This window comes from Hymenobacter puniceus (assembly GCF_014333525.1).
Taxonomy (GTDB): domain Bacteria; phylum Bacteroidota; class Bacteroidia; order Cytophagales; family Hymenobacteraceae; genus Hymenobacter.
Genome location: NZ_JACSCX010000001.1, coordinates 1086394 through 1110491, shown reverse-complemented (window position 1 = coordinate 1110491; position 24098 = coordinate 1086394). Strand labels below are relative to the sequence as shown.

The window sequence follows — 24098 nt, the reverse complement described above, 5'->3', positions numbered from 1 at the left end:
TTCCGTTTCGGCAGCCGGCGGCCCGAACCAGTGCCGCAGCCTAACGTTTGGGGTTTGCGCAGTTAAAGCTGGCCGTTTTCTGGTGGGGCCCCGGGCTGCGTGGGTGCCGCCAAACCTTCTTACCTTCACCTCCCCATACTTCCCACCCACCCAACGTCCGTTTCGCAATGGCTTACTACCACCGCCTCGGCCAGATTCCGCGCAAGCGCCACACCCAGTTCCGCCAGCCCGACGGCACGCTCTACGCCGAGCAGCTGGTGGGCACGCTGGGCTTCCACGGCGTTTCGTCGCTGCTCTACCACCAGCATCCGCCCACCGAAATCCAGAAGGTAGGCACGCCCGAGCCCTACAGCCCTAAGCTGCTGAAGGACCGGCCGCTGGAGCCCAGCCACCTGCGCACCCTCGGCCAGGTGAGCACTGGCGGCGACTACCTGCAGGCCCGCCAGACCCTGCTCGGCAACGCTGACGTGACCATGAGCATCTGCAACCCCACCGAGAAGCGGATGCAGTACTACTACAAAAACGCCTTGGCCGACGAGGTGATTTTCGTGCACGAAGGCCGCGGCGAGTTGTGGAGCCAGATGGGCAAGGTGGCCTTCGAGCCCGGCGACTATATCGTTATTCCGCGCACCATCATCCACCAGCTGCACTTCGAAGATGGGCCGGTGCGGCTGCTGATTATCGAGTCGTTCAGCCCCGTGGAAACGTGCCGCCGCTACCGCAACCACTTCGGGCAGCTGCTGGAACACTCGCCCTACTGCGAGCGGGACATCCGGCCGCCGAGCGAGCTGATTACCGACGACGTGCAGGAGTCGGGTGAGTACCTGGTCAAGATCAAGAAGGAAGGCCAGCTGCACCACCTCACCTACGGTCACTCGCCCTTCGACGTGGTGGGCTGGGACGGCTACTTCTATCCCTATGCCACCAGCATCCACGATTTTGAGCCGATTACGGGCCGCCTGCACCAGCCGCCGCCGGTGCACCAGCATTTCGAGGCCAACAACTTTGTCATCTGCTCGTTTGTGCCGCGCCTCTTCGACTACCATCCGTTGAGCATTCCGGCGCCCTACAACCACTCCAATGTCGATTCCGACGAGGTGCTGTACTATGTGGCCGGCAACTTCATGTCGCGTAAGGGCGTGGATCTGGCCTCGTTTACGTGGCACCCCAGCGGCATTCCGCATGGGCCGCACCCCGGCACTGTGGAAGCCAGCCTCGGCAAAAAGGAAACCCACGAGCTGGCCGTAATGGTGGATACATTCCGCCCGCTCTACCTCACTGAGGCCGCGCTGCCCTACGTGGACCCGCGCTACCCCATGAGCTGGCAGCCCGGCTTCGTGCCCGACCCGCCGCGGTCGGCCGACATGATGGACTGAGCACGGATTTCTTCGGATTAGACGGATTGCACGGATTTAGTGGACGGGGCTGGCTGAGAAAACCGGTTGGCCCCGTTCGTTTTTTCTTGATTTAGGTCAAGCGCTCCAGCGTGGGCTCATCCTACTTTTGCTAGGAGTCTTACCGATTTAGCTACTCGTATGCGCTTGTTGAATTTTCTGGGGATGCTACTGGCAGTGGCCCTTTGTTTTAGCTGTGAAAAGGAAGAAAGGGAGGCAACAGTTGCCTTTGAGGTAGTGGATACCTGGGCCGCGGTGATGGACGTGAATGCGCCTACATCGGGGCCCCTGACGGTTTTTATGCCTACCACACGGGTGTACTCGGCGGCGGCGGATTCCTGCCGACGCAACAAAACCACGCTGGATCAGCTGCAGCAAGCCACGCTTAGCGGCGCAACCCTAACAATACAGGCGCCCGCGGGCCAGAATTTCGATTTTCTGCGGCAGTTGACTTGGTACATTACCTCCAAGCAGGGCAACGACCGGATGGTGCTGGCTACGCTTCCGGATGTGCCTTTGGGAGCTACTACCCTCACGCTGACGCCAACCAATGCCTCGCTGCTCAACTACTTGCGTTCTGACCAGTACTTCCTGACACCTCAGCTGGAAATGCGGCAGCCAGGGCAAACAGTAGCCCGCCTGCAATTGCAGCTTCGCTATCAGGTACAGGCACGAAACCCTTGACTGGCTCCTGCTAATCAGGTTGCTGGCCACTTACCTGATTAGTGGATGGTTTTGTATCTTCGGGGTAAAATTCAACTGCCATGAAAAAAGTACTGTTTCTATTGCCCCTGTTGGCACTGCTGGTTGGCTCCGGCTGCAAGAAGGTAAATGAGTTGTTGACCTTCGAAATCTCGGATTCGCAGAACATCAAGATTCCGGCCAGCGGCTTGGTGACGCCTCCTTTCATTTCTCCGATAGCCGTGCCGGCACGCTCACAGGAGAATTTCAAAAACAACAATACCAGCGCCGACCTGGTAAAGGACGTGAGCCTGACCAAGCTGACGCTTACCATCACCGATCCTGCTGCCGAAAACTTCAACTTTCTGCGGAGCATCAAAATTTCCATCGGCACCGACCAAAACGACAAAGTGCCGCTGGCTGCGCTTGACAACGTTCCGATGGGTGTTTCCAGCATCGAGCTACAGTCCAGCAACACCAAGCTCGACAAGTACCTGAAAGCCCCCAGCTACACGCTCTACACCGAGGTGACGCTGCGTGGCAACGTAGCGCGGGAGCTCACACTCCGCTCCGATTCCAAGTTCAAGGTAACTGCCGACCCGCTGTAGCATTCCGCAGCCCCATCAAAAAAGCCGCCGCTATCTGGATAGCGGCGGCTTTTTTGATGGAGCAAAATTGCTTGTATCAGCTATTCAACCGTTTTGCTACTGCAGGTTGCAGAACTCTACCATCTGCAGTACATGATTCAGGTTGGTGTAATCGAGGTTCTTTTCTTTCGCGTAGGCTTCCAGCTTCGGCGCGTGGTTGTGGCACATACGCAACACGCTTCGGCGGTCTAGCTGCAGTTGCTGAGCTAGGCCAGGCTGGCTAGGAGCGGTGTAGAACAGGCTGGAAGCCTGCATCTGCTGGGCTGGCCGCACTACCGTATTCAGAGCCGGGTTTATCTCCTCGGGGCGCTCCTCAAAGGTGTGGCGCACCAGCAGGCGCAGGTCGCCGACGTGGTTTAGCTCCTCCAGATAGCCCCGGCCCGAGCCGCTGCCGGTGCTACGGTACTTGTAGTCGAGAAAAACCCGCGGGGTCTGGCCGGCGGCCGGTACCAGTGTGAAGCCTTTCAGGCTGCCCGCTGGATACACCCGCACGCCTCCCGGCACGGTGGCATCCTGCACTTCCAGCCACTGCAGCTTTAGGTTATAGCGCAGACCGGCTACCGGGCCGGGCTGGGCATCCAGCGTTTGCAAGGTGCCGACATTCCAGCCCTGGTTGAGGTAGCCAAGGATGGGCGTGCCCGCAATGGCGGCTTCCTTGTCGGCGCTGCTCTGGTTGAGGTTGCGTGTGGAGGTAGGCCGGCCGCGCGTGATGTCGGCCATGTCGTAGGAGTTCATGCCGGCCTGGGCCTGGCACAAGCCAGTACCAAGCGGCAGTATAACGAGCAGGCTGGCAAGGCGTTTCATGGCTGAATAAGCCACGGCCCCGAAAGTAACTGCTTGAGAAATAGAGTCGGATTTCACTAAAATGAATGATTAGGGCGCATGGCTACTATGTTGTGTCTGAAAACTACAAAACGGTCATGCTGAGCTTGCCGAAGCATCTCTGCCGCTTCCTTAGGTTACCATTGCAGCGAAGCGGTAGAGATGCTTCGACTGCGGCTGCGCCTTCGCTCAGCATGACGTTCAGTAGGCTTTAAACGACTTTTTGGACATCACCCAGATAAGGCGCCAGCACCTTGCCGCTACCGGTTGCGGCCGTACTGTTCGTGGCTGCTTACCCAATCGGAGCTGCTGATGGCAGAGCCTAAGCTTAGCTCACCGGCCAGCACCACACCGGCCACTATTTCGGCGAATTTATTCACGGTGCCGCGGCCCACGCAGTTCAGCATGCGCAGGCACTCGTTTTGGGTGGCCAAACCGGTGCCACCGCCGTGCGTGGCCACAATCAGGCTCGGGATGGTGATGCTGATGTACAGGTCGCCTTCGGGCGTGACTTCGGAATAGAGCACGCCGGCCGAGGATTCCGACACGTTGGCCACGTCCTGGCCGGTGGCAATGAACAGGGCCGTAATGCCGTTGGCAGAGTGGGCGCCGTTGTTGTTGGCTCCCGATAAAAAAGCCCCCACGTTGCTGACCTGCCCGTGGTAGGCCAGCTGCTCGGGCGTCACGCGCATTCGCTGCTGCAGAATGTCGCGCTTGATGACGGCCTCCGCCACCACGCGCTTGCCGCGGGTGCGCATCACGTTAATCTGGGAGGCTTTTTTGTCGGTGGCAAAGTTGGACTCCAGGTAGAAGTGGCGGATGGGCGCGCCCTTGTAGTTTTCCAGAATCCAGGAGCAGGCGGCAAATGTGGCGCGGCCCACCATGTTCTGGCCTGCCGCGTCGCCCGTGCTGTAGTTGAAGCGCAGGAAGGCGAACTTATTGCTCAGATAGGTATCGATGTACTGCAGCTTGGCCACGCGGGAGGTGCTTTCCGCCTCGGGCCGGATCTGGTCGATATTCTCTTCCACCCACTTGCCGAAGTCGCGCGCGCCGCGGGCATCATCGAACACGAACACCGGGGCCCGCTGCATGGCGTCGCCAATGACGGTGCACTTCACGCCGCCGCAGAGGTTGAGCAGCTGAATGCCACGGTTGTAGCTGGCTACCAGGGTGCCTTCGGTGGTAGCCATCGGAATCAAAAACTCGCCGTCGGCATGCTCCCCGTTTACGCGCAGCGGCCCAGCCAGCCCCACCGGAATCTGGGCCACGCCCGTGAAATGCTCGCAGTTGCCCTGCAGGTCGTGGGCATCGAAGGAGTAGTGCTTGAGGTGCTGGAACTCCTGCCCCGAAAACTCCTCGGCGAACTGCTGCCGCGCCCGGATGGCATCGTCGGAGTAGTCGTCCTGGTCGGAGCGCGGAATGCGGGTGCGCTTGTCGGGCTGGGCGGCAATGGCGTCTTCCACCTCCACGTTCAGGTCGCCGAAGGGGTCGGCGGCAAACTGCACCTGCACCGTGTGCAAGCCTTCTTTCAGGTGCTCGGTGGCGAGGTGGAAGGTGGCAGCCTGGCCGACGGGCAGCGTGAAGCCGGCGCTGTCGGCGTTGAAGACGGTGGCGGGCCGTACGTCGCCTTCACCCAGGTCCAGCGCAATCTGCTCCACGCCAATCTTCACGCCATCCAGCTGCACGTGGTCGATGCGGGTGATGCGCACCGTGTCGAGGCGGTTTTTAATGCTGAAGGCCACGCCTTCGGGCGTATTGTGCAGGCTGCCGCGGGTGTAAAGCAGCTTGAGAAGCATGGGGCTGGGCGTGAAAACCATAGAGCGGGCGCGGTTGGGTTAGGAATCGGGTCGGGGAAAATAGGAAGGTTTTGCTTACCTCAACGGGTATTGGCAGTAAAAGATGAGGCGCAGCGCTTCCGCTGTTTTCTGCCAGCAGGAGCTACTGTCGGAAATGGAATCGGGAGAGTGAACGGAACGGCAACCCGCTGCTGGTTGTGTTGTCCGGGCGTGAAGCGTCCGCTCAGCAGGTTCGCCAGCCGCAGGGCTTCGGCATCCAGGGCCGGGTGTAGGCCTTGCAGAATCCGCGCTTTTCGTACCTGCCCCGTAGTATCGATGATGAATCCAACAAACACTTTCCCAGATGGGTAGTCATTCTTTAGCGGGCTGAGTTGGGTATTTTGGTAGAGGAAGCAGCGCAAAGCATCGGCGCCGCCTTGCAATACGGGCATTTGGTCGATGTGTCCTACACGGCCCGGGGATGGTAGAGAGGGATAGGGAGTCGGGCCAGTTGGGAATGTCAACAAATAGGGCCGAGTTGTACCAACCGTGGCCGTGGCTGTTTGGGCAGCGGTGGGTTGATGGTGGAGTAGCAGCGTCAGTGGCACAAGTAGCAGCAGTTTCACGGCTATTTCTGGCTGAATGTGATGGGCAGCGTATAGCTCACTTCTATCGGGTGCTGCCGGGGTGGCTGGATCCAGCGGGGCATTTGTCGCACCACCCGCAACGCTTCAGCATCCAGAGTTGGAGTGACACCTTTCAACACTTTGGCTTGCGCGATGTGCCCGGTTTTTGTGATGACGAAACTAATGAACACCTTGCCTTCGTCGGGGGTGGAATCAGGGTAGTGCAGATTTCTTTTCAGGTAAGCCGTCAGTGAATCCTGCCCACCAGGAAATGAGGGCATTTGCTCAACATATATTCCCAGAAATATCTGCTCGTGCTGCTTGGGCTGTTGGCCAGCCTCTGTCAGAGACAAAGGGCTAAAATCTTCAGGTGTTAAAAGCTGTAGTTCGGTAGTAGGTTTGAATCGGGTGTTAAGCTCGACTTTCCGCACCTGCGCCCACGCCTCCCCACTCGTCAGCCCCAGCCCGCAGACCAGCACCAGCGCCACTAGAAACCGCCGCAGCTTTGGGCGCAGGCGCGGCGGGTGGGCCAGCTGCTCTGCCCGAAACCGGCCGCACAGGCGGCCGTTGGGGGCAGCGTCGCGGGCGGCTTCGAGGTCCGTTTGCGTCTTATCAGTGAAATCGACGACCGTTCGTTGGCAACTGGCGCAGTGGCGGCCCTGGGCGGTGGGCATCATCTGCTGCCAGTTTTCGGAGCAGGGCTGCAGGTGTACGTTGAGGATAGGCAGCGGTAGCATAGATAGGAGGTAAAAAGGATAGCTCCTGAAAAATACGCTTTCCGCGCCGCATTATTGCGGGCGGCGCCGGCCTGTGGCCCGGACTTCAATTTGCAGCCCGTTGAAGCCCGATAAATTGCGCGGTACCGACGGGCTACGGCCTGAAGTCCGGGCCACAGCCACGCCTACTTGTCGTCCCAGAATTCCCGGCCGCGACTGTCGAGGTAGCCGGGCTGGCCGGTGGCGGTGGTGACGCGGGCCACATCCTGCACGAAGGGCGCGGCGGTGGCGTATTTGATGGGCGTCAGGAGCTTGCCGTCGGGGCCGAGGTAGCCGAAGCGGCCGGCTTGCTCCACCACCGGCAGCACGAAGCCGTTGGCTGCCGTGGCTTGGATGGCATCGTACTCCAAGGGCAGTGTGAGGCGGCCTTTGGCGTTGAGCACGCCCCACTTGGCGCCCTGGCGCACCAGCAGCAGGCCGTCGTGGTGTAGGTCCCGGATTTCGTCGTACTCGGCTGGCACCACGGTACTGGAGCCGCTTGTGAAGCGGAAGCCCACCTTGCCCTGGCGGCGCACCAAGTCGCCCTGCTCCAGGTAGTCGGTTTCGGGAGCAGGCTCGGCGGGCGTGGTTTGGCGCTGGCCGTCGGGGCCGATGGCGAAGGTGTCGGCGGCCAGTACTACAGTGGCGCGGTTGTTGGGCCCGAAGCTGCTGGCGGCGCTGTACTGCACCGGCGTTACGGGGTTGCCGCTGCCATCAATGTAGCCGTAGAGCGCGCCTTGGCGCACCCAGGCCACTTCGTTCACCATGGGGCCGGCATCGTCGTAGGCGGCCGGAAGCACTAGGCGGCGCGAGACGTCGGCGTAGCCGAAGCGGCGGCCCTGCCGGAACGGTATTAGCCGGGTAGCGGGGGGCGTTTGGGCGGTGGCTTCGGTAGTCAGCAATACTCCCGCCAGTGCCCAGAGCGGCCAGCGCAACGAAAACGGGAGTAACTGAGAGCCAGGCATACTGGCGAAGGTACGAGGCTCGGCGAAAACCTCCGTGCCGCGGCCCGGTTGCTATTCACTTGTTCTTCACGCTGCTGACTGCAGCTTAGCGGCCCGGTCGGGGCTGCGTTTTGCGTGGCGCATCCAAGGCGCCGCCTTCCCCTTGTATCTTTGCCTTCGCAGGCCTGCTTTCAGGCGGCCTGGGTTATTATGACTTCCTTGAAATCTTATCCGCGGTTTACGCTAGGAGCCACGCTCACTGCCGAGCAACAGGCCTTTTTTCGACAACACGGCTTCCTGCACTTTCGCGCCTTCGCCAGCCCCGAGCAGGTACAGGAGCTACTGCGCGCCACCGAAGCTGTACAGCAGCAATGGCTGGCCGAAGGGGTGCAGAAAGTGAACGGTGTGCCCATCAAATACGGCAAAGACGTGGATGGCTCGCCCATCGTGCAGCGCTTCGCCTTTGCCTCGCACTACAGCCCGGTGCTGGCCGAATTTCTGCAGGATGCCCGGTTTCGGGCTCTGTTTCCGCTGCTCGAAGCGCCGGGTGGCCGCGTTGGCGTCAATGAAAAGGATGGCCTCGTCATCAACCACTACGTGAACGTGCCGGGCTCGGAGTTTTCGCAGATGGGCTGGCACACCGACTCGCTGCGCGACGTATTCTACGGCAAGCGCATCGGCCCCATGCTCAACGTAGGCTTCCACCTCGACGGCACGCCCGCCACCAACGGCGGCCTGCGTTTGATTCCGGGCACCCACCACCAGCCGCTGCGCGACATGCTGTTTCGCAAGAAGTACTACAAAGACGTAGGCCCCGATCCGCACGAAATAGCCGTGGAAACCGAGCCCGGCGACCTGACCGTGCACGACGGCCGTATGTGGCACCGCGTGGCCCAGTCGCCGCTGGTGGGGGAGGTGTCGCGTCGCCGCGTGATGTACGTGCCCATCGTGGCCGGCAAGTACCAGCCCAAGCACGAAAACAGCCCCACACCGTTCTATCTGCGGTTTCTGCACTTAGTGAAGTAAGCTGGGTTGAACCAGGATTAGAGCTAAAAGCTCCCCTTCTTTTTCAAGGAGGGGTGGCCGAAGGCCGGGGTGGTTCAATCATTGAACGACAACTAGCTCTAGCTTTCTAACTCTAGTTTACCACCCCGGCCTTCGGCCACCCCTCCTTGAAAAAGAAGGGGAGCTTTTAGCTCTAAACCACCCCACTACATGCCTACTGCTCTCATTACCGGCGCTTCCCGCGGCATTGGCCGCGCTTTTGCCGCCGAGCTGGCCCGCCGCGGCTACAACCTGCTGCTGGTGGCGCGCTCCTCAGCGCAGCTGGAAGAGGTAGCCCAGGAGCTGCGGCAGCAATTCAAGGTGGAGGCGGCGGTGTTGGCGCAAGACCTAGCCGCGCCGCACGCCGTGGAAACCGTGGCGGAGTGGGCCGGCAGCCAGACGCAGGAGCTGGCTATGCTGGTCAATAATGCCGGCTACGGCCTGTGGGGACGGTTTGAGGACCTGGCCTTGGAGGACCAGCAGAACATGCTGCAGCTGAACATGCACGTACCGGTGGCCCTCACGCACCGCCTGCTGCCAGCGCTGCGCCAGCAGCCCAAAGCCTACATTCTGAACGTGTCGAGCACCGCTGCCTACCAGGCGGTGCCCACGCTCACGCTCTACGCGGCCAGCAAGGCGTTTCTGCTGAGCTTCTCCCGCGGCCTGCGCTACGAGCTGCGCGACTCCAGCGTGTCCGTTACCTGCCTCAGCCCCGGCGCCACCACCACCGACTTCGCCGACCGTGCTGGCATGAGCGCCGGCCTGCAGGAAACCGCCAACAAAGTATCCATGACGCCCGCGCAGGTGGCCCAGGCTGGCATTGCGGCGCTGCTGGCCGGTGAGGCCGAGTTGATTCCGGGCGCGCTGAACAAGATTTCCTCGAAGCTTACCGGGCTGGTGCCGAAGTCGATAACCGAGAAAATTGCGGCCGGCATCTACGAAAAGCACCTGAAGTAAAGCACCTCACCCCAACCCCTCGCCAAAAGAGAAGGGCTATAGTTCTAGCTTTCTAATCTCTAACTCTAAAGCTAATTCCCCCTCTCTTTTGGATAGGGGGCCAGGGGGTGAGGTCCTTAGCCACACGGTAGCAGCCCCAGGCAAACAGCGGCGCAGCCAGCACGTCGTAAGTATAGTGGGCGTGCTGCACCAGCACTAGCGTGCCTACCAGCCCGGCCGCTGCCAGCAAGCCGCGGCGCAGTCGGCCTCGGCCCACGGCCAGCGCCAGCAGCACTACGGTAGCCGTGTGACCCGAGAAAAACAGGTCCTTGGTGATGGGCGCCGGCGCGGCGTAAACCAGCTGGTCCACGAGCGGGTCCTGGAGCAGCACAAGGCCCACGGGCGGCTCCAGCGGCAGCAGCCACAGCAGCAGGCAGCGGCACACATGCAGCAGCAGATACGCCCACAGTGCCCGCAGCAGCAGCAGAGGCCGCGGCAACAACCTCCACAAGCCTGCCACTACGCTCAGGTAGATAGCCCCAAACGTCAGCGCCGACACGTCGTGGGCGGGCAGTAGCGCCAGCAATGGGTCGGAGAGGACCACGCCCGGCCGGGCCTGGATGTAGGCGAAGAAGCGCGGCAGCGCCGCCAGCAGCCCCAGCAGCAACGCCAGCACCAGCAGCAGCCGCGCCCGGAAGCCAGGAGTGCGCCAGGCTGCGGGCCAGCGGAGGGTAGGGGAGGGAGCAGGATTGGCGGTGAAAGCAGGCATACAGCAAAAGTACAGCCTGACCGGCGTGCACTACGAGCCTGCCCTACACGTGGGGGGGTATTACAGCGGGCGCGCCCACAAACCAGGCGCTACGCCGGGGCACTCCGCCGCGCGTGTCGTACCTTTTGCCACCCATTTCAGCCTGTACTTTATGAAGCGCCTGCTTTCCTTACTTGCCCTCACGCTGCCCCTGGCCGCGTCTGCCCAAACCACCGCCCTCGATGCCCGCATTGCCAAGCTGGCCGCGCAGCAGGAAAAGCAGGTGATTGCCTGGCGCCGCGACCTGCACGAACACCCCGAACTGGGCAACCAGGAAATCCGTACGGCCGGCATTATTGCCGCCGAGCTGAAGCGGCTGGGCCTGGAAGTGCAAACCGGCGTGGCGCGTACCGGCGTGGTGGGCATCCTGCGCGGCGGCAAGCCCGGCCCCGTGGTGGCGTTGCGCGCCGACATGGACGGCCTACCCGTGACGGAAAGTCCCACGCTACCTTTCGCCTCTAAGGCCCGCACCCAGTACAACGGCCAGGAAGTGGGCGTGATGCACGCCTGCGGCCACGACACCCACGTGGCTATGCTGCTGGGTGCTGCTAACGTGCTCAGCGAGATGAAAAAAGACCTCAGCGGCACCGTGAAATTCATCTTCCAGCCCGCCGAGGAAGGCTCTTTGCCCGGCGTGACGGGTGGGGCCAAGCTGATGGTGCAAGAAGGTGTGCTCGACAAGCCCAAGGTCGATGCCGTATTCGGGGTGCACATCAACGCCCAGACTGAAGTAGGCACGCTCAAGTACCGGCCCGAGGGCACCATGGCCTCGTCCGACGTTTTCACCATCAAGGTGAAGGGTAAGTCGGCGCACGGCGCGTATCCGTGGCTGGCCGTGGACCCCGTGGTGACGGCTGCGCAGATCATCGTGGGCCTGCAAACCATCATCAGCCGCCAGACCGAGCTGACGCAGGATGCGGCCGTACTGACCGTGGGCATGGTGCACGGCGGGGTGCGCAACAACATCATCCCGGAGCAGGTGGAGCTAACCGGCACCATCCGAACCCTCAACAAAGAAATGCAGCAGCAGATCTGGGCCGCTGTGCGCCGCACCAGCACCAACATTGCCGAAAGCGCCGGCGCCACGGCCGAGGTGGACATCGTGAACTACGCCCCCGTGACGTTCAACGAAGCGCGCCTCACCGAGCAGATGCTGCCCACCTTGCGCCGCGTGGCCGGCCCCGAGCACGTAGTGCTGCAAAAGGCCGTCACCGGCGCCGAGGACTTCGCCTATTACCAGGAGAAAGTGCCTGGTTTCTTTCTGTTTGTGGGCGGCATGCCCAAAGGCAAAGACCCCGCTACCACCGCGCCGCACCACACGCCGGGCTTTTTCGTAGATGAAAGCGGCCTCACGCTGGGCGTGCGCACCCTCGCCACCCTTGCTGCCGATTATCTGGCTATGAAAAAGTGAAGCGTGATGAGGTGAAGGGCTTATGAGGTGACAGTTGACAAGAAGAAGAACGTCATGCAGAGCGTAGCATCTCGGGTGCTGACGTTGAGCATCGTTGCAACATCAGCACGCGAGATGCTTCGCTGCGCTCTGCATGACGTTCTACCATCACCTCATTACTCCATCACCCCCTCACTTCATTACCTCATTACTCCATCACCCTTACCAAATACATGACCATTGCCCTCGTAACCTGCGAAACCCTGGCGCAGTACGCCGCTCCCAACGTTGATGACGAAGACAACCTGCTCACGCGCCACCTGCGGGCTTTGGGCCACCACGTCGAGCCCCGCATCTGGAGCAACCCTGCCGTGGACTGGCGCAGCTACGACGCCGTAGTGCTCAAGTCGCCGTGGGACTACTTCGACCGGGTGCAGGAGTTCTACGCCTGGCTGGACCGCATAGAGGCGCTGGGTGTGCGCCTGCTCAACCCCGTGGCTACCGTGCGCTGGAACGCCGACAAGAAATACCTGCTGGATATGCAGCAGGCCGGTGTGCGCATCGTGCCCACGCACTGGCTCACCAAAGGCACCTCTTTCGACGCCGAAAGCCTGTTTGCAGCCCTTGGCACCGAGCGACTGGTGGTGAAGCCGGCCATAAGCGGTGGGGCCAAAAATACCTTCGACCTGATGCTGCCGGAAGCCCAGCGCCGCGCACCCGAGCTGACCGAGCTGCTGCGCCACGAGGATTTTATGGCCCAGCCTTTTCAGCCCGAAATTCAGACTCAGGGCGAATGGTCGTTGATTTATCTGGGCGGCGAGTTCAGCCATTGCGTGCTGAAAACCCCCAAGGCCGGCGACTTTCGGGTGCAGCATTACCTCGGTGGCGGCATCGAGCCCCAGGAGGCACCCGCCCACCTGCGCGCCACCGCCGACCAGATTGTGCGCGAATTCGCCGAAAACTGCCTATATGCCCGCGTTGATGGTGTGGATGCCAACGGCGAGCTGCTGCTCATGGAGCTGGAGCTCATCGAGCCGTTCCTCTATCTGGCGTCCGACGAAAACAGCCTCACCCGCTACGAACAAGCCTTGTCACGGATAATAGCGGAGTAAGCGGATTGGTCGGATTTTGTGGACGATTCTGCTCTGTTTTTCTCTGCCTTAATCCGCTGTCTATCCAAATAAAGAGAAGGGCTTGCCACACGGCAAGCCCTTCTCTTTTAAAACGAAATCGTCCACAAAATCCCATTAATCCGTCTAATCCGCTATCATCCGTGATTCAGAAACCACTCGTGCTGAAGCCGCCATCCACACTCAGCGTCTGGCCGGTGATGTAGCTGGCGGCGGGCAAACACAGAAATGCCACGGCCGCGGCCACTTCTTCTGGCTCGCCCACACGCCCGGCCGGTGTGCAACTCACCACCTCAGCCAGGTACTCGGGGTTGCGCAGCACAGTTTCAGCCAGTGGCGTGCGGATGTACCACGGCGCCACCGTATTCACGCGGATGCCGGCCGGCGCCCATTCGGCAGCCAGGTTGCGGCCGAGCTGGTTCATGGCGGCCTTGGTCATGCCGTAGATGGAGCCGGTGCGCACGTGCGTAAGCCCCGCCACCGACGACACATTGACAATACTGGCGCTGCCCGCCGCCTGCAACAGCGGATACGCGCCCTGGCACAGCCCAAACACCGATTCCAGGTTGGTGGCCAGCAGGTGCTGATACTCAGTGGGGCTGTAGTCGGTAGTGGGCTTGCGGATGTTGGTGCCCACGTTGTTGACCAGAATATGCAGGGCCGAGCCCAATTCGGCCACGGCTGCCAGCACTTGCTGCCGGCCGGCGGCCGTGCTTACGTCGGCGGCTACAGCATAGGCTTGCAAACCCTGGGCACGCCACTGGGCTATCTGGGCTTCCAAGTCGGGTGCTTTACGGGCTACAGCCAGCACTGTGGCGCCCAGTTGCAGCAGCTCTGTAGCCACGGCCGCCCCAATGCCTTTAGAAGCCCCCGTGACCAGGGCTAGCTGGCCATCGAGGCGCCAGCGGGAGGAAGAAGGGATATGTGTCATAAAGCAGTAGGGAAGAAGGAAGGGTATGTAAAACTACGCAACGTCTACGCTGGCCAGATGAAATTGATGGCTACTACAGAACCTGCTTCTTGGACTAAATGGAAATTAAATTGGAATTAAATAATAGTATTCTATTTGTAATGGTTGCAAAAAATGGTGTGTGTTGAAAAAGAATTTTCAATGAAATGCGTATTACTTTGAAAATAATATAAATTAGCAGCCTGCTTTCTTGAAATAGAGCATTTCGCCCTTTTACCATTCTTCATAACCGCACTGTATGATCAACAAGTACTCTGCAGCAACCCTCATGCTGTTAGGTGGCCTCACCACATCGGCGCTGGCCCAGGACTTTTCCCGGGTGCAGGCCAAATCCCTCAACGACAACGGCACGCCTTACCTGGTGCAGTTCCGCACCGATGGGAGCAGCGCCTACAAGCTGCAGGACGCCAGCACCGTGCTGCGCGACCAGCTGCAGCTCACCTCCGACGACCAGCTGCTGCCTGCCAAATCGGAGGCCGACCAGCTGGGCTTCGTGCACGAGAAGTACCAGCAGTACTACAAAGGCATCAAGGTAGAGCACGCCACCTACTCGGTGCACGCCCGCCAGGGCCAGGTCGCCGGCATCAGCGGCCAGTTCGAAAGAATCCGCGGCCTCAATGCCACGCCTTCCGTTAGCGCCGCCGACGCCCTGCAGCGCGCCCTCTCGTTTGTGGGTGCCCGCAAATACATGTGGCAGGATGCCCGCGAGGAAGCCGGCCTCAAGCAGCAGGAAAACAACCCCAACGCCACCTATCTGCCTCAGGGCGAACTAGTGGTAGTGCGCACCGAACTCACCCGCAATGAAGCGCTGGCCGGTAAGCCTGTGCTGGCCTGGAAGTTCAATGTGTACGCTCAGTCGCCTGTCAGCCGGGCCTACATCTATGTAGATGCGCACAGCGGCGAAGTGGTAGCACAAGATAAAATCATCAAGCACGCGGCAGCTACCGGCACCTTTGCCACCAAGTATGCAGGCACGCAAACCGGCGCCACGGAAACCGCTACCGGCGGCTACCGCTTGCGCGAACTCACCCGCGGTTTGGGCATCGAAACCTACAACGCCCGCAAAAGCAACAGCTACACTACTGCCGTTGACTTTATCGACGCCGACAACTCCTGGACCGAGTACAACAACACCAACATGGACAACGCGGCTCTTGATGCTCACTGGGGCGCGCAGGGCACGTACGACTACTTCAAAAACGTGCACGCCCGCAACTCCTGGGACAATGCCGGGGCGAAAATTAAGAGCTACGTGCACTTCGATGACACGCCCGGCGACGGCGTAGGCTTTGAAAATGCTTACTGGAATGGCTCGGTGATGACCTACGGCGACGGTGCTTCGCGCTTCCGCCCGCTGACTTCGCTCGATGTGGCGGCTCACGAGATTGGCCACGCCATCTGCGAAAGAACCGCTAACCTGACCTACCAGAACGAGTCGGGCGCCATGAATGAAGGGTTCTCCGATATCTGGGGTGCGGCCGTAGAGTACTATAAGGCGCCAACCAAACAGACCTGGCTCATTGGTGAGGACATCGACAAGGTGCGGCCTTCGCTGCGCTCGATGAGCAACCCCAACGCCGAAGGCCAGCCCGACACCTACAAGGGCACCAACTGGAAGCCGACCACCACCTCGCCCACCAGCGCCAACGACTACGGCGGAGTGCACACCAACTCGGGCGTGCTGAACTTCTGGTTCTACCTGCTCAGCGTGGGCGGCTCCGGCACCAACGACATCGGCAGCGCCTACACGGTGGCTGCCATCGGCATCGACAAGGCCGCTAAAATTGCCTACCGCACCGAGAGTGTGTACCTAACGGCCAGCAGCACTTATGCGAATGCCCGCACCGGCGCTATTCAAGCTGCTACCGACCTATATGGTGCCGGCTCGCCGGAAGTAACTGCCACCACCAACGCGTGGTACGCCGTGGGTGTGGGCGCCGCCGCTGGCACCACGCCGCCGCCTGCCACGGTTACCTATTGCGCCAGCAAGGGCAATAGCGTCGCGTATGAGTGGATCGACTACGTGAAGCTGGGCACCATTGCCCGTACCTCCGCGGCTGATGCTGGCTACTACAATGGCACCGCCACTAGCACTTCCATTGCCGCCGGCTCGTCGCAAACCATCAGCTTCTCGGCTGGCTTCGCTTCTACGGCGTACACCGAGTACTGGAAGATCTACATCGACTACAACCGGGACGGCGACTTCGCTGACACCGGCGAACTGGTCGTATCCGGCTCTTCAGCTAGCGCTGCCACGCTCACCGGCACGTTCACGGTACCAACCACGGCCCGCACCGGCGCCACCCGCCTGCGCGTAATCCTGAGCGACAACTCGGCCACTACCAGCTGCAATAGCTACAGCTACGGCGAAACCGAAGACTACACCGTGAATATCACGGGCGGTGCCGCCATTGCCGGTGCAACTGCCGGTGGCAGCAGCATGGGCCTCACGCAGGGCACTACGGCCCGCGGCCTGGAGCTCTACCCGAACCCCGCTACCGACGTGGTGCGCATCAGCATGCCTGACAACGCGCCGCTGGTTTCTGTAACGCTGACTGACCTGCGCGGTGCTAAAGTATCGGGCGTGAAAGTGGATGGCGACCAGCTGAACGTGTCGGCACTGGCTAAGGGTATCTACACCCTCACCGCCACCGATGGCCAGAAAGTGTTCCACCAGCGCTTCATCAAGCAATAGCAGAACCCCGGCCAGCGCGCTGCGCTGACTGCCAAACAAAAAAGGCCCGTCTCACGACGGGCCTTTTTTGTTTCTAGAACCGATGTTGGCGCATCACTATCGGCAGCGGCAACTCCTGCGGGGCTTATCGGCCCCACGGCGCGTACTCCAGCTTTATTTCAGCCAGGCCGTAGCCATCATTGCGTCCGGAAACGGAGCGGCCGCTAACCGGGCTGATGTCGTCGAGCTGGTCGGTGGTGGTGAAGTAATAGGCGGCCTCGGCAGTGGCGTTGAGCTGCGGCGTAAGCCGGAACACTACGCCAAACCCGACTGGTGCCACCAAGCCCAGCGCCGGGTAATCGTTGCGCTCGGGCTCCAGGTAGCTGGTCTGGTCATTGGGGCGCAGAGTGCCGCGGTAGGCTTTAGGGCTGTAGAGCAGAAAGCCGGCTCCGGCCTTCACGTAGGGCTTGATGAGGGCCGGTGGGCGCTTGGGCGTGGCATACTGGCTTTCATCGCGCAGCAGCTCGAAGCGCAGAAACGTTACGCCCGTCACGTTGCGGCCCTGGAAGGCTAGTCCACGCTCTGGCAGCTGGTCTTTGGCTCCAATCTGGAAATACGTGGCCTCGCCGCCCACTACCAACCGTGGCCGCAACAGATACAGCACACCCAGGCTGGCGCTGGGCCCCGGGAAGTTGTTGGCTAAGTTGCCGGCTAGGTCGCCGTTGTAGAAGGCGGCCCCGGCCCCGGCCGTAAAGCGTACCGGACCACGATAGTAGGCCCTTGCCTGGTTGCTGTAGTAGCGGCGGCGGCGCTCCGGCCCATCCTGCGCAGTGGCAGAGTGAGCCAGCAAAACACTGGCCGCCAAGGAAGAAATCAGCACGAAACGCTTCACGCAGTAGGGGGTAATGAGGTGATGAGGTGACACGTGGCAGGTGATAAGGTAGCACGTGAGAAGCAGGAGTTTGCCTGCATGGCTGGCAGCAGCGGCAAGCCTTCAACGCAAGCAAGTACGGCTTTGGTCTGAAAATAGGTTTCTACCCACGTTACTTCCCCCATTTTACCTGCCATTTCATTACCGCATCACAGCTTATTTAAACTTGCCCTGCGGATCGGGCATTTTGGCCATCAGCTCACTTAAAAATTCGAAGTCGATGCTGGCCATGCTCAGGGCCTGGCCTTTGTAGACGGCCTCCCAGGCTTTGGCATAGTCTTCCTGCAGGTAGTGTACGCGGGCCATCTGCTGCCAGGCAATGGCGTTGTCGGGGTTGGCCGTGAGGGCCCGCTGCAATAGATCGGCGCCGATGGTGAGGTCCTTCTTCTTTTTGGTTTGCTCGTAGCGGATCAGGTGGCTGGCGCCCAGGTCGCTGAGTATAAGGGCATTGGCAGGTGCCAGCGCCAGGCCTTGCGTAAGTAGGGCAATAGACTGGTCGGGCGTGGGCTGGCGGCTGGCCACAATGCCCAGCCCGCGGTAGACGTCGGGGTTTTTGGCATCGAGTAGCCAAGCCAGGTTGAACCGGAACGCGGCCGTATCCGTGAGGCCTTCCGCCAGGTACTCGTAGCCCTTGCCCGATAGAAAGCGGCTGGCTTCCTCGCGGGATGTGAAGCTGCCAGCTACTTTCTCAATGTAGCCGGCCCCCAGCAGCGTTTCTGCCTGGGCCGCAGTTGCGCCGCCGAATAGTGGTTGCAGGCGGCTGGCCGAGCTCAGCGCCACGGCGGCGTCGCCTTTTGCTCTGATTTTACGTTGGGCATGGGCCGGCGCAGCAAAGAGCGTGAACAGCCCCAAGGCTGCGTAAAGTGGGTATTTCATGTAGCAAAAAGAAGATCTGGAAAGAAAGCCGCCAGCTGGTAGCCAGCCGCTTCCGGCAAATATAACGCCAGCCAGCCGGGCTGTGGTGTGTGCCAGAGAAGCATCCGGGCCGCGTGCCATTGCGTACGTGCAAGGCGCCGCCAATCTGACGGAAATAGTTTACCCGGAACCCATATGTCTTTTTCCCGCCGCTGGCTGTACCTGCCAGCTCTGTTGGTGCTGCCCCTGCTACTGGGTTTTGCCAACGAATACGCCACTGCCCGCCCCAGTCGCCGTACCCAGGATGTGGCCTACGTGCCAGCTTCCGACCCCTCCTTCGATACCGAGCGCCACCGCCTCGATGTGTATACACCCAAAAGGAAAGCGGCAGTGCCGTATCCGGTGGTAGTGTTTATTCATGGCGGCAGCTGGGACAGTGGCAACAAGGACTTCTATTCTTTTATCGGGCGGCGGCTGGCCAGTCAGGGCGTGGTGGCAGTGGTGGTCAACTACCGCCTGGCGCCGGCCGTGCAGGTGCCCCAAATGGCCGACGACTGCGCCCGCGCCGTGGCCTGGACTGCTCAGCACATTGCCGAATACGGCGGCGACCCACAGCGGCTGTTCCTAATGGGCCACTCGGCTGGGGGCGGGCTGGCGGCGCTGCTAGCCGCCGATAACCGCCTGCTGGCCCGCCACGGCTGGTCCCAAAACCCGGTGAAAGGCGTGCTGCTCAACGATCCGGCCGGCCTGGATATGTACGACTACCTGCAGAAGCAGGAGTACCCCGGCGACGCGCAGTACCTCGTGCCCTTCGGGAAGGACCCGACCGTGTGGCGCGACGTGTCGGCCATGTACCACGTTACGGTCCAAACGCCCCCCATGCGGCTGTTCATCGGCGGCGAAACCTATCCATCCATCAGCAGTAGCAGCCGCAAGTTTGTGCGCAAGCTTCAGAGCCTGGGCAAGCAGCCGGAACTGACGGTGCTGCCCGGCAAAAAGCACGCCCCCATGGTGCTGCAACTCTACTTCCAGCACAACATCATCTACCAGGAATTGCTGAAGTTCATTGGTGTCAGGGCTTAGGTGTTAGGGAATAGAGAACAGGTAATAGGACTTAGGGCATAGAACATAAAGAGTAGGAAAAACAAACAGAAAAAAAGAGGCCCAGCCGTAACACGGCGGGGCCTTTCGCATATTCCCTATTCCCTATTCCCTATTCCCTATTCCCTATTCCCTATTCCCTATTCCCTAAAACAACGCTGTCTGCATGGTGGGCTGCTCGAATTCCAACAGCCATTTCTTGCGCCAGAGGCCGCCGGCGTAGCCTGTCAGCTGGCCGCCTGCCCCGATAATGCGGTGGCAGGGCCACACCAGCCCCAATGGGTTCTGGCCATTGGCAGCGCCCACGGCCCGTACGGCGCCAGGGTTGCCGAGCTGGCGGGCCAGATCCAGGTAGGAAGCGGTGCGGCCGTAGCCCACCGCCGGCAGTGCCGCCCACACCCGCCGCTGAAACTCGGTGCCCTGCTGCACATCGTAGGTGAGCTGGAAGTCCCGTAGCTCGCGGCCGAAGTAAGCCTGCAACTGCATGTAAGCGGGCCGCAATGGCTCAGCTACGGCCGATGGCGCAGTAGGCGTGGGAGCAACTTCCTCATCCATAAATTCCACAGCGGCCAAGCCAGCGTCGGAGCCCTGCAGCCGCAGGCTGCCAAGCGGTGTAAGGAGGAAAGCTTGCGTACCGGTCATAGATGAAAGAAGAAAAAGGAGCGGGTAAAAATGCAAAAAAGAGCGGCAGCCAGCGCCCTATTTATACAATAGCGCTGGTAATGGACTATATGGAGGAAAAAATTGGAAATGAACAGGTTGTCGGTCTACAGGCAATGCCGGTGGCAAAAGAATGCTTTATATTGCTTCAGCGTGCGGAAAATGACAGCTGGAAATAATGATTCCCAGTTGCTGATTCACCTTCCCGAGGTGGCATGCAATTTATTCATTCTTAGACCTAACGCATAGTGCGACACTTACTGTTCTGTTTCGTAGCCGGCCTGCTTTCGGCGGCTCCAGCGCTGGGCGGATCCGCCGTTTCGGGCCCCACGGGTTTATCGGGCACTTCTGCCGTGGCGGGCGTAGCCGGTGTGGGCGAGGGTACAGGCCTCACAGGTTCTTATTTCAACAATGGCTCATTGGCTGGCACCCCCCTTTTGCGCCGCGTAGATGCAGTAGTGGACTTTGAGTGGAAGGAAGGCATTCCGGCTCCCGGCGTGCGCAACGACAACTTCTCGGTGCGCTGGGAAGGCCAGGTGGAAGCCCCGTCAACGGGCCGCTACAAGTTTATTACCCGCTCCAACGACGGCGTGCGGCTGTGGGTAAACGGCAAACAGATCCTCGATAACTGGAGCGCCCAGGGCACCACCACTATTACCAGCGCCGAGGTAAGCCTAGCCGCCGGTGAGCGGGCCACCATTAAGATGGAGTACTACGACCAGGAAGGCGAAGCCACCGTGCGCCTACAGTGGGTTCGCCCCAACCAAGGCTCTCAGACAGTGCCTTCGGTATATCTGTATCCGCTGGAAGGTCCGGGCATGCCGGTAGCCGCGCCGCCGGTGGCCTTCACGCCGCCGCCCGCCCCGGAAGCCAAGCCCGCCATCGACAGGGCCGCTCTCAAAGCCGAGGCAAAAGCCAAAGCTGATGCCGAAGCCAGCAAAGTAGCGGCCGCCAAAGCCACCGCTAAAACCGACGCTGCCAAGGCTGCCGCCGCCAAAACGGCCGCGGCCAAGGCTCCGGCCGCCAAACCCGCGGCGCCGGCTGCCAAGCCCGCCGTGGCCAAAGCACCTGCTCCGGCCAAACCAGCCAAAGCGCAGGCGCCCACGCCCGAGGCATTGGCCAAAACCCTTGGGATTCCAGGCGTGTTCACCATCATGGGCCGCACCGATGGCAAGCCGCTGGAGGTGCAGGGTGAAGCTCCCGTATCGAAAGAGCCGGGCTTGGCTTCTGCGCCGGCCGGTGCCCCGCAATGGCAGATCGAGGAAGCTGGCACTGGTTTCTACAAGCTCACGGTGCAGGGCAGCCGCAAGGTGATGGAAGTGCTGGGCAGCTCCACCTCCAACGGAGCGCCCCTGAGCTTGTGGCCGTATTACAGCGGCAACAACCAGCTCTGGAAAATTGAGGATGCCGGCGACGGTTACTACAAACTCACTGCCAAGCACAGCAAAAAAGCCCTGACGGCCGGCACCGAGGAAGAAGGCGGCCTGCAGCAGCGCCGCTACGCCAGCAAGCCCAACCAGCAGTGGAAGCTGCAGCCCGTAGCGCAGCAGCAAAACCAGTTTGCCGGCCTACCCGCCGACGTGCCTGTGACGGGTGCCAACCGTTTGAGCGTGTACCCCAACCCTTCAAGCGGTGTGGTGCAGATGGCCTATCAGCTTGGCCAGGACCAGCCGATGGGCTGGGTGCTCTACGACCAGCGCGGCTCGGCTGTGCGCGTGTCTGACTACCGTCGCCAGACGGCCGGCGCCCACCACCAAACCATCGATTTCACGGGCCTGCCCTCCGGCGACTACAACCTCAACCTGACCGTGGGCGCCTCCACCACCCGCCAGATGGTAAGCATCCGCCGCCCGAATGCGGGCACTCCCGAAGCGGCGCCGGAGCCGGAAGCGGCTAAATAGCTGCCACCTTATTAAGCAGAGCTTCGCGGCCGCTGCAAACTGAAACAGCCCGCCCCGGATACAACATCCGGGGCGGGCTGTTTTGCTGGGTGCCTGCAAGTGGCGTTTGGTTAGTTTGTGAATTCCTCCAGCGCGTCCCAAAGCTTGCTGAATTCGTTGGCGTAGCGCTGCACCAGCGTTGCATCGTTGCTGATGAGCAGGTTTTCCAGGTTCAGCTCGGCGGCCGAGCGGGTCCAGTTGTAGGAGCCGGTCAGTACGCTGCGGCTGTCGGCCACGGCAAATTTGTGGTGCATGTGGTTGTCGGTGCGATCCACGCGGATGGGTAGGCCGGCGGCGTGCAGCTGGCGAACATCGGAGCCCCGGTCGTAGAGCTTGTCGTTGTCGGTGAGTAGGCGCACGCGCACGCCGCGCCGGTGGGCGGCCAGCACAGCATCGGTCAGGCGGTCATCGGCAATCGTGAACACGCAGATATCCAGTTGGTGCGCAGCCTGCCCCAGAAACCGCCGGATGGCCGCCACGCAATCGTCGTTGGGGCTGAAGAATACCTCGGAATTGGTGGTGGAGGACGCCGTCGGGGTTGCTGCCGGCAGCAACAGGGCACTCGCCGCTTCCAGCCATTCCACTACGGCCTTGTCCTGGAAGTTGTTGAACCGGTTGCGGGCCAGCCCAAACAGTTGGTGGCGCAAATCGGCGAGGCCGGCCGGGTGCTGGGCGCGTTCGGTGAGGCGCTGGCGCAGCTGCCGGGCCTCGTCCGGCGAGAGGGTAGAGTCGGCGAAGGCGCGCTGGAAATGCTGCAGCAGATCGGTGGGGGAGTCGGGCCGTAGGTTCATGCGGCCTAAGATAGAGAAAGCGCCAGCGAACCAGCCAGTTGTGGTGCGGCTTCGGCTACTACCTGCTGCGCTTCGGCCAGGGCCTCGGCGTACGGCGCGTGCAGCACCCGCAGCGGGGGCGCGTCGGGCCGCAGCACAGCATCCCAGAGACCCGAGCGGTGCCACTCCCGTTCCGGAAAATCCCAGTCGGGCCGGTCCACGATAGGGTAGAGGCACACGCCCCACAGCGGCACGCCCATGCGCAGCGCGGCGGCGCATTCCTCGCCAATCATCCGGATCCAGAGCGGGCGGTCCTGGCCGGGGTGGCTGGTTTCGGTGAGCACCACGGGGCAGTTGTAGCGGCGGTGGGCGGCAGCCAGCAGGTGGCGCAGCGGCTGCCAGCGCGGGTCGGCGGGCACATCGGCCCATGGAATGCGGCAGTGCGGGTCCAGCTCCCACTGGTTGTCGTAGTAGAAGTTGAAGCCCAGCATATCAACGTACTCGGGCCGGCCGCCCAGCTCGGGGCACAGCCGCCCCGCCAGCATGTCCACGCTCTGGAACTGGTTGATGTGAAACTCGGCGGCGCGCTGCCGCTCCTGGCGGCTGGCCCCGGCCCGCGGCATGATGTTGATGAGCGGCTCAGTGGTGAGAATCCGGATGCTGGGGTCCTGCTCGCGCATGGCCGCCACGCCCTCGATGTAGGCCCGCATCAGCCCGCGCTTCACTTCCCAGCCCTGGCCTATGCAGTAGGGCGAGGTACCGCGCACGTCGCCGCCCAGCCAGCTCATAAAGCTCACTTCATTGATAGGCGTCACAATCAGCTCCCCCTCGGGCCGCACCTCGCGGTAGAAAGCCACAAAGGCCCGGCACAGCGCTGCAAAGCGCCGCGCAAACAGCGGATGCAGCGGCGTGAGGTCGTCGGGGTAGCCGAAGTGGCAGATGTCCCAGACCTGCTGGATACCGTGGCGCTGGCCGGCGGCCAGCATCTGGCGGACCGTGGTCCAATCGTACTGGTAGGGCGTTTTCTCGATCTGGCTCCAGCGGATGCCTTCGCGCACGGTACCCAGCTGGTGCTGGTGCAGGGCGCGGTAGTCGTCGTCGATGAACTGCAGGTGGCCCGTCAGCGGCAGAAAATCAACCCGGTGGCCGAAGGCGTTGAGCTGATCGGTGCACTCGTAGCCAGCCATCCAGAAAGATTGGAACGGATTGGAGCGGGTAGTGGCAACAGACATAGATGCACGGTTT

General features: G+C 61.4%; 23 protein-coding genes. 11 read left to right on the top strand and 12 right to left on the bottom strand.

Annotated features, from left to right (window positions below; genetic code table 11):
* Positions 1-167 precede the first annotated feature (167 nt).
* The 3 genes from H8B14_RS04845 (at position 168) to H8B14_RS04835 (ending at position 2683) form a co-directional block, all read left to right on the top strand.
* A complete protein-coding gene (locus H8B14_RS04845; protein WP_187314445.1) occupies positions 168-1376 on the top strand; it encodes a homogentisate 1,2-dioxygenase in 1209 nt (402 codons plus the stop codon).
* Between the two features lie 255 nt (positions 1377-1631).
* Positions 1632-2078 carry a hypothetical protein gene (locus H8B14_RS04840; RefSeq protein WP_187314444.1) on the top strand — a complete coding sequence of 149 codons (447 nt, stop codon included), beginning with the start codon at positions 1632-1634 and terminating at the stop codon, positions 2076-2078.
* Between the two features lie 80 nt (positions 2079-2158).
* Complete coding sequence (locus tag H8B14_RS04835; RefSeq protein ID WP_187314443.1) at positions 2159-2683, top strand: hypothetical protein; 525 nt, start codon at positions 2159-2161, stop codon at positions 2681-2683.
* Positions 2684-2779: 96 nt separating this feature from the next.
* Here the strand turns inward: H8B14_RS04835 and H8B14_RS04830 are convergent, their stop codons facing one another.
* The 5 genes from H8B14_RS04830 to H8B14_RS04810 form a co-directional block, all read right to left on the bottom strand.
* Positions 2780-3526, bottom strand: a complete 747-nt coding sequence (locus H8B14_RS04830; RefSeq protein ID WP_187314442.1) for a hypothetical protein — start codon at positions 3524-3526, stop codon at positions 2780-2782.
* 278 nt (positions 3527-3804) lie between these two features.
* Positions 3805-5361 carry a hydroxymethylglutaryl-CoA reductase gene (locus H8B14_RS04825; RefSeq protein ID WP_187314441.1) on the bottom strand — a complete coding sequence of 519 codons (1557 nt, stop codon included), beginning with the start codon at positions 5359-5361 and terminating at the stop codon, positions 3805-3807.
* A gap of 59 nt (positions 5362-5420) precedes the next feature.
* Complete coding sequence (locus tag H8B14_RS04820) at positions 5421-5771, bottom strand: energy transducer TonB (RefSeq protein ID WP_187314440.1); 351 nt, start codon at positions 5769-5771, stop codon at positions 5421-5423.
* A gap of 176 nt (positions 5772-5947) precedes the next feature.
* The gene (locus tag H8B14_RS04815) at positions 5948-6682 is read right to left on the bottom strand and encodes an energy transducer TonB (protein ID WP_187314439.1); all 735 of its coding nucleotides are present in this window, start codon (positions 6680-6682) and stop codon (positions 5948-5950) included.
* A gap of 164 nt (positions 6683-6846) precedes the next feature.
* Positions 6847-7665: a WG repeat-containing protein gene (locus H8B14_RS04810; RefSeq protein ID WP_187314438.1), complete on the bottom strand. Its 819-nt coding sequence runs from the start codon at positions 7663-7665 to the stop codon at positions 6847-6849.
* 189 nt (positions 7666-7854) lie between these two features.
* Here H8B14_RS04810 and H8B14_RS04805 point away from each other — a divergent pair, with 189 nt between their 5' ends.
* Together H8B14_RS04805 and H8B14_RS04800 are read left to right on the top strand one after the other, a co-directional pair.
* The gene (locus H8B14_RS04805; RefSeq protein ID WP_187314437.1) at positions 7855-8670 is read left to right on the top strand and encodes a phytanoyl-CoA dioxygenase family protein; all 816 of its coding nucleotides are present in this window, start codon (positions 7855-7857) and stop codon (positions 8668-8670) included.
* 189 nt (positions 8671-8859) lie between these two features.
* Positions 8860-9645: an SDR family NAD(P)-dependent oxidoreductase gene (locus tag H8B14_RS04800; RefSeq protein WP_187314436.1), complete on the top strand. Its 786-nt coding sequence runs from the start codon at positions 8860-8862 to the stop codon at positions 9643-9645.
* A gap of 52 nt (positions 9646-9697) precedes the next feature.
* Here the strand turns inward: H8B14_RS04800 and H8B14_RS04795 are convergent, their stop codons facing one another.
* Complete coding sequence (locus tag H8B14_RS04795; RefSeq protein ID WP_187314435.1) at positions 9698-10393, bottom strand: phosphatase PAP2-related protein; 696 nt, start codon at positions 10391-10393, stop codon at positions 9698-9700.
* A gap of 151 nt (positions 10394-10544) precedes the next feature.
* On the opposite strand from H8B14_RS04795, the gene H8B14_RS04790 reads away from it, so the two are divergent.
* Together H8B14_RS04790 and H8B14_RS04785 are read left to right on the top strand one after the other, a co-directional pair.
* A complete protein-coding gene (locus H8B14_RS04790; protein WP_187314434.1) occupies positions 10545-11843 on the top strand; it encodes an amidohydrolase in 1299 nt (432 codons plus the stop codon).
* Positions 11844-12055: 212 nt separating this feature from the next.
* Positions 12056-12934: an ATP-grasp domain-containing protein gene (locus H8B14_RS04785; protein ID WP_187314433.1), complete on the top strand. Its 879-nt coding sequence runs from the start codon at positions 12056-12058 to the stop codon at positions 12932-12934.
* A gap of 166 nt (positions 12935-13100) precedes the next feature.
* Here the strand turns inward: H8B14_RS04785 and H8B14_RS04780 are convergent, their stop codons facing one another.
* Complete coding sequence (locus H8B14_RS04780; protein WP_187314432.1) at positions 13101-13883, bottom strand: SDR family oxidoreductase; 783 nt, start codon at positions 13881-13883, stop codon at positions 13101-13103.
* A gap of 277 nt (positions 13884-14160) precedes the next feature.
* Here H8B14_RS04780 and H8B14_RS04775 point away from each other — a divergent pair, with 277 nt between their 5' ends.
* Positions 14161-16617 carry a M4 family metallopeptidase gene (locus H8B14_RS04775; protein ID WP_187314431.1) on the top strand — a complete coding sequence of 819 codons (2457 nt, stop codon included), beginning with the start codon at positions 14161-14163 and terminating at the stop codon, positions 16615-16617.
* 124 nt (positions 16618-16741) lie between these two features.
* On the opposite strand, the gene H8B14_RS04770 is transcribed toward H8B14_RS04775, so the two are convergent.
* Positions 16742-17521, bottom strand: a complete 780-nt coding sequence (locus tag H8B14_RS04770; protein ID WP_187314430.1) for a hypothetical protein — start codon at positions 17519-17521, stop codon at positions 16742-16744.
* A gap of 162 nt (positions 17522-17683) precedes the next feature.
* Positions 17684-18403: a tetratricopeptide repeat protein gene (locus H8B14_RS04765; RefSeq protein ID WP_187314429.1), complete on the bottom strand. Its 720-nt coding sequence runs from the start codon at positions 18401-18403 to the stop codon at positions 17684-17686.
* Between the two features lie 174 nt (positions 18404-18577).
* Here H8B14_RS04765 and H8B14_RS04760 point away from each other — a divergent pair, with 174 nt between their 5' ends.
* A complete protein-coding gene (locus H8B14_RS04760) occupies positions 18578-19465 on the top strand; it encodes an alpha/beta hydrolase (protein WP_187314428.1) in 888 nt (295 codons plus the stop codon).
* 165 nt (positions 19466-19630) lie between these two features.
* Here H8B14_RS04760 and H8B14_RS04755 read toward each other — a convergent pair whose 3' ends face one another.
* Positions 19631-20125 (bottom strand): methylated-DNA--[protein]-cysteine S-methyltransferase, encoded by a 495-nt coding sequence (locus tag H8B14_RS04755; RefSeq protein WP_187314427.1) that lies wholly within the window; start codon positions 20123-20125, stop codon positions 19631-19633.
* Positions 20126-20127: 2 nt separating this feature from the next.
* Here H8B14_RS04755 and H8B14_RS04750 point away from each other — a divergent pair, with 2 nt between their 5' ends.
* Together H8B14_RS04750 and H8B14_RS04745 are read left to right on the top strand one after the other, a co-directional pair.
* The gene (locus tag H8B14_RS04750; protein WP_187314426.1) at positions 20128-20322 is read left to right on the top strand and encodes a hypothetical protein; all 195 of its coding nucleotides are present in this window, start codon (positions 20128-20130) and stop codon (positions 20320-20322) included.
* Between the two features lie 69 nt (positions 20323-20391).
* On the top strand, positions 20392-22044 hold the full coding sequence (locus H8B14_RS04745; protein WP_187314425.1) for an RICIN domain-containing protein: 1653 nt from the start codon (positions 20392-20394) through the stop codon (positions 22042-22044).
* Positions 22045-22154: 110 nt separating this feature from the next.
* Here H8B14_RS04745 and H8B14_RS04740 read toward each other — a convergent pair whose 3' ends face one another.
* Positions 22155-22874: a phospholipase D-like domain-containing protein gene (locus H8B14_RS04740; protein ID WP_187314424.1), complete on the bottom strand. Its 720-nt coding sequence runs from the start codon at positions 22872-22874 to the stop codon at positions 22155-22157.
* A gap of 5 nt (positions 22875-22879) precedes the next feature.
* The gene (locus H8B14_RS04735; protein ID WP_187314423.1) at positions 22880-24085 is read right to left on the bottom strand and encodes a glycoside hydrolase family 1 protein; all 1206 of its coding nucleotides are present in this window, start codon (positions 24083-24085) and stop codon (positions 22880-22882) included.
* Positions 24086-24098 lie beyond the last annotated feature (13 nt).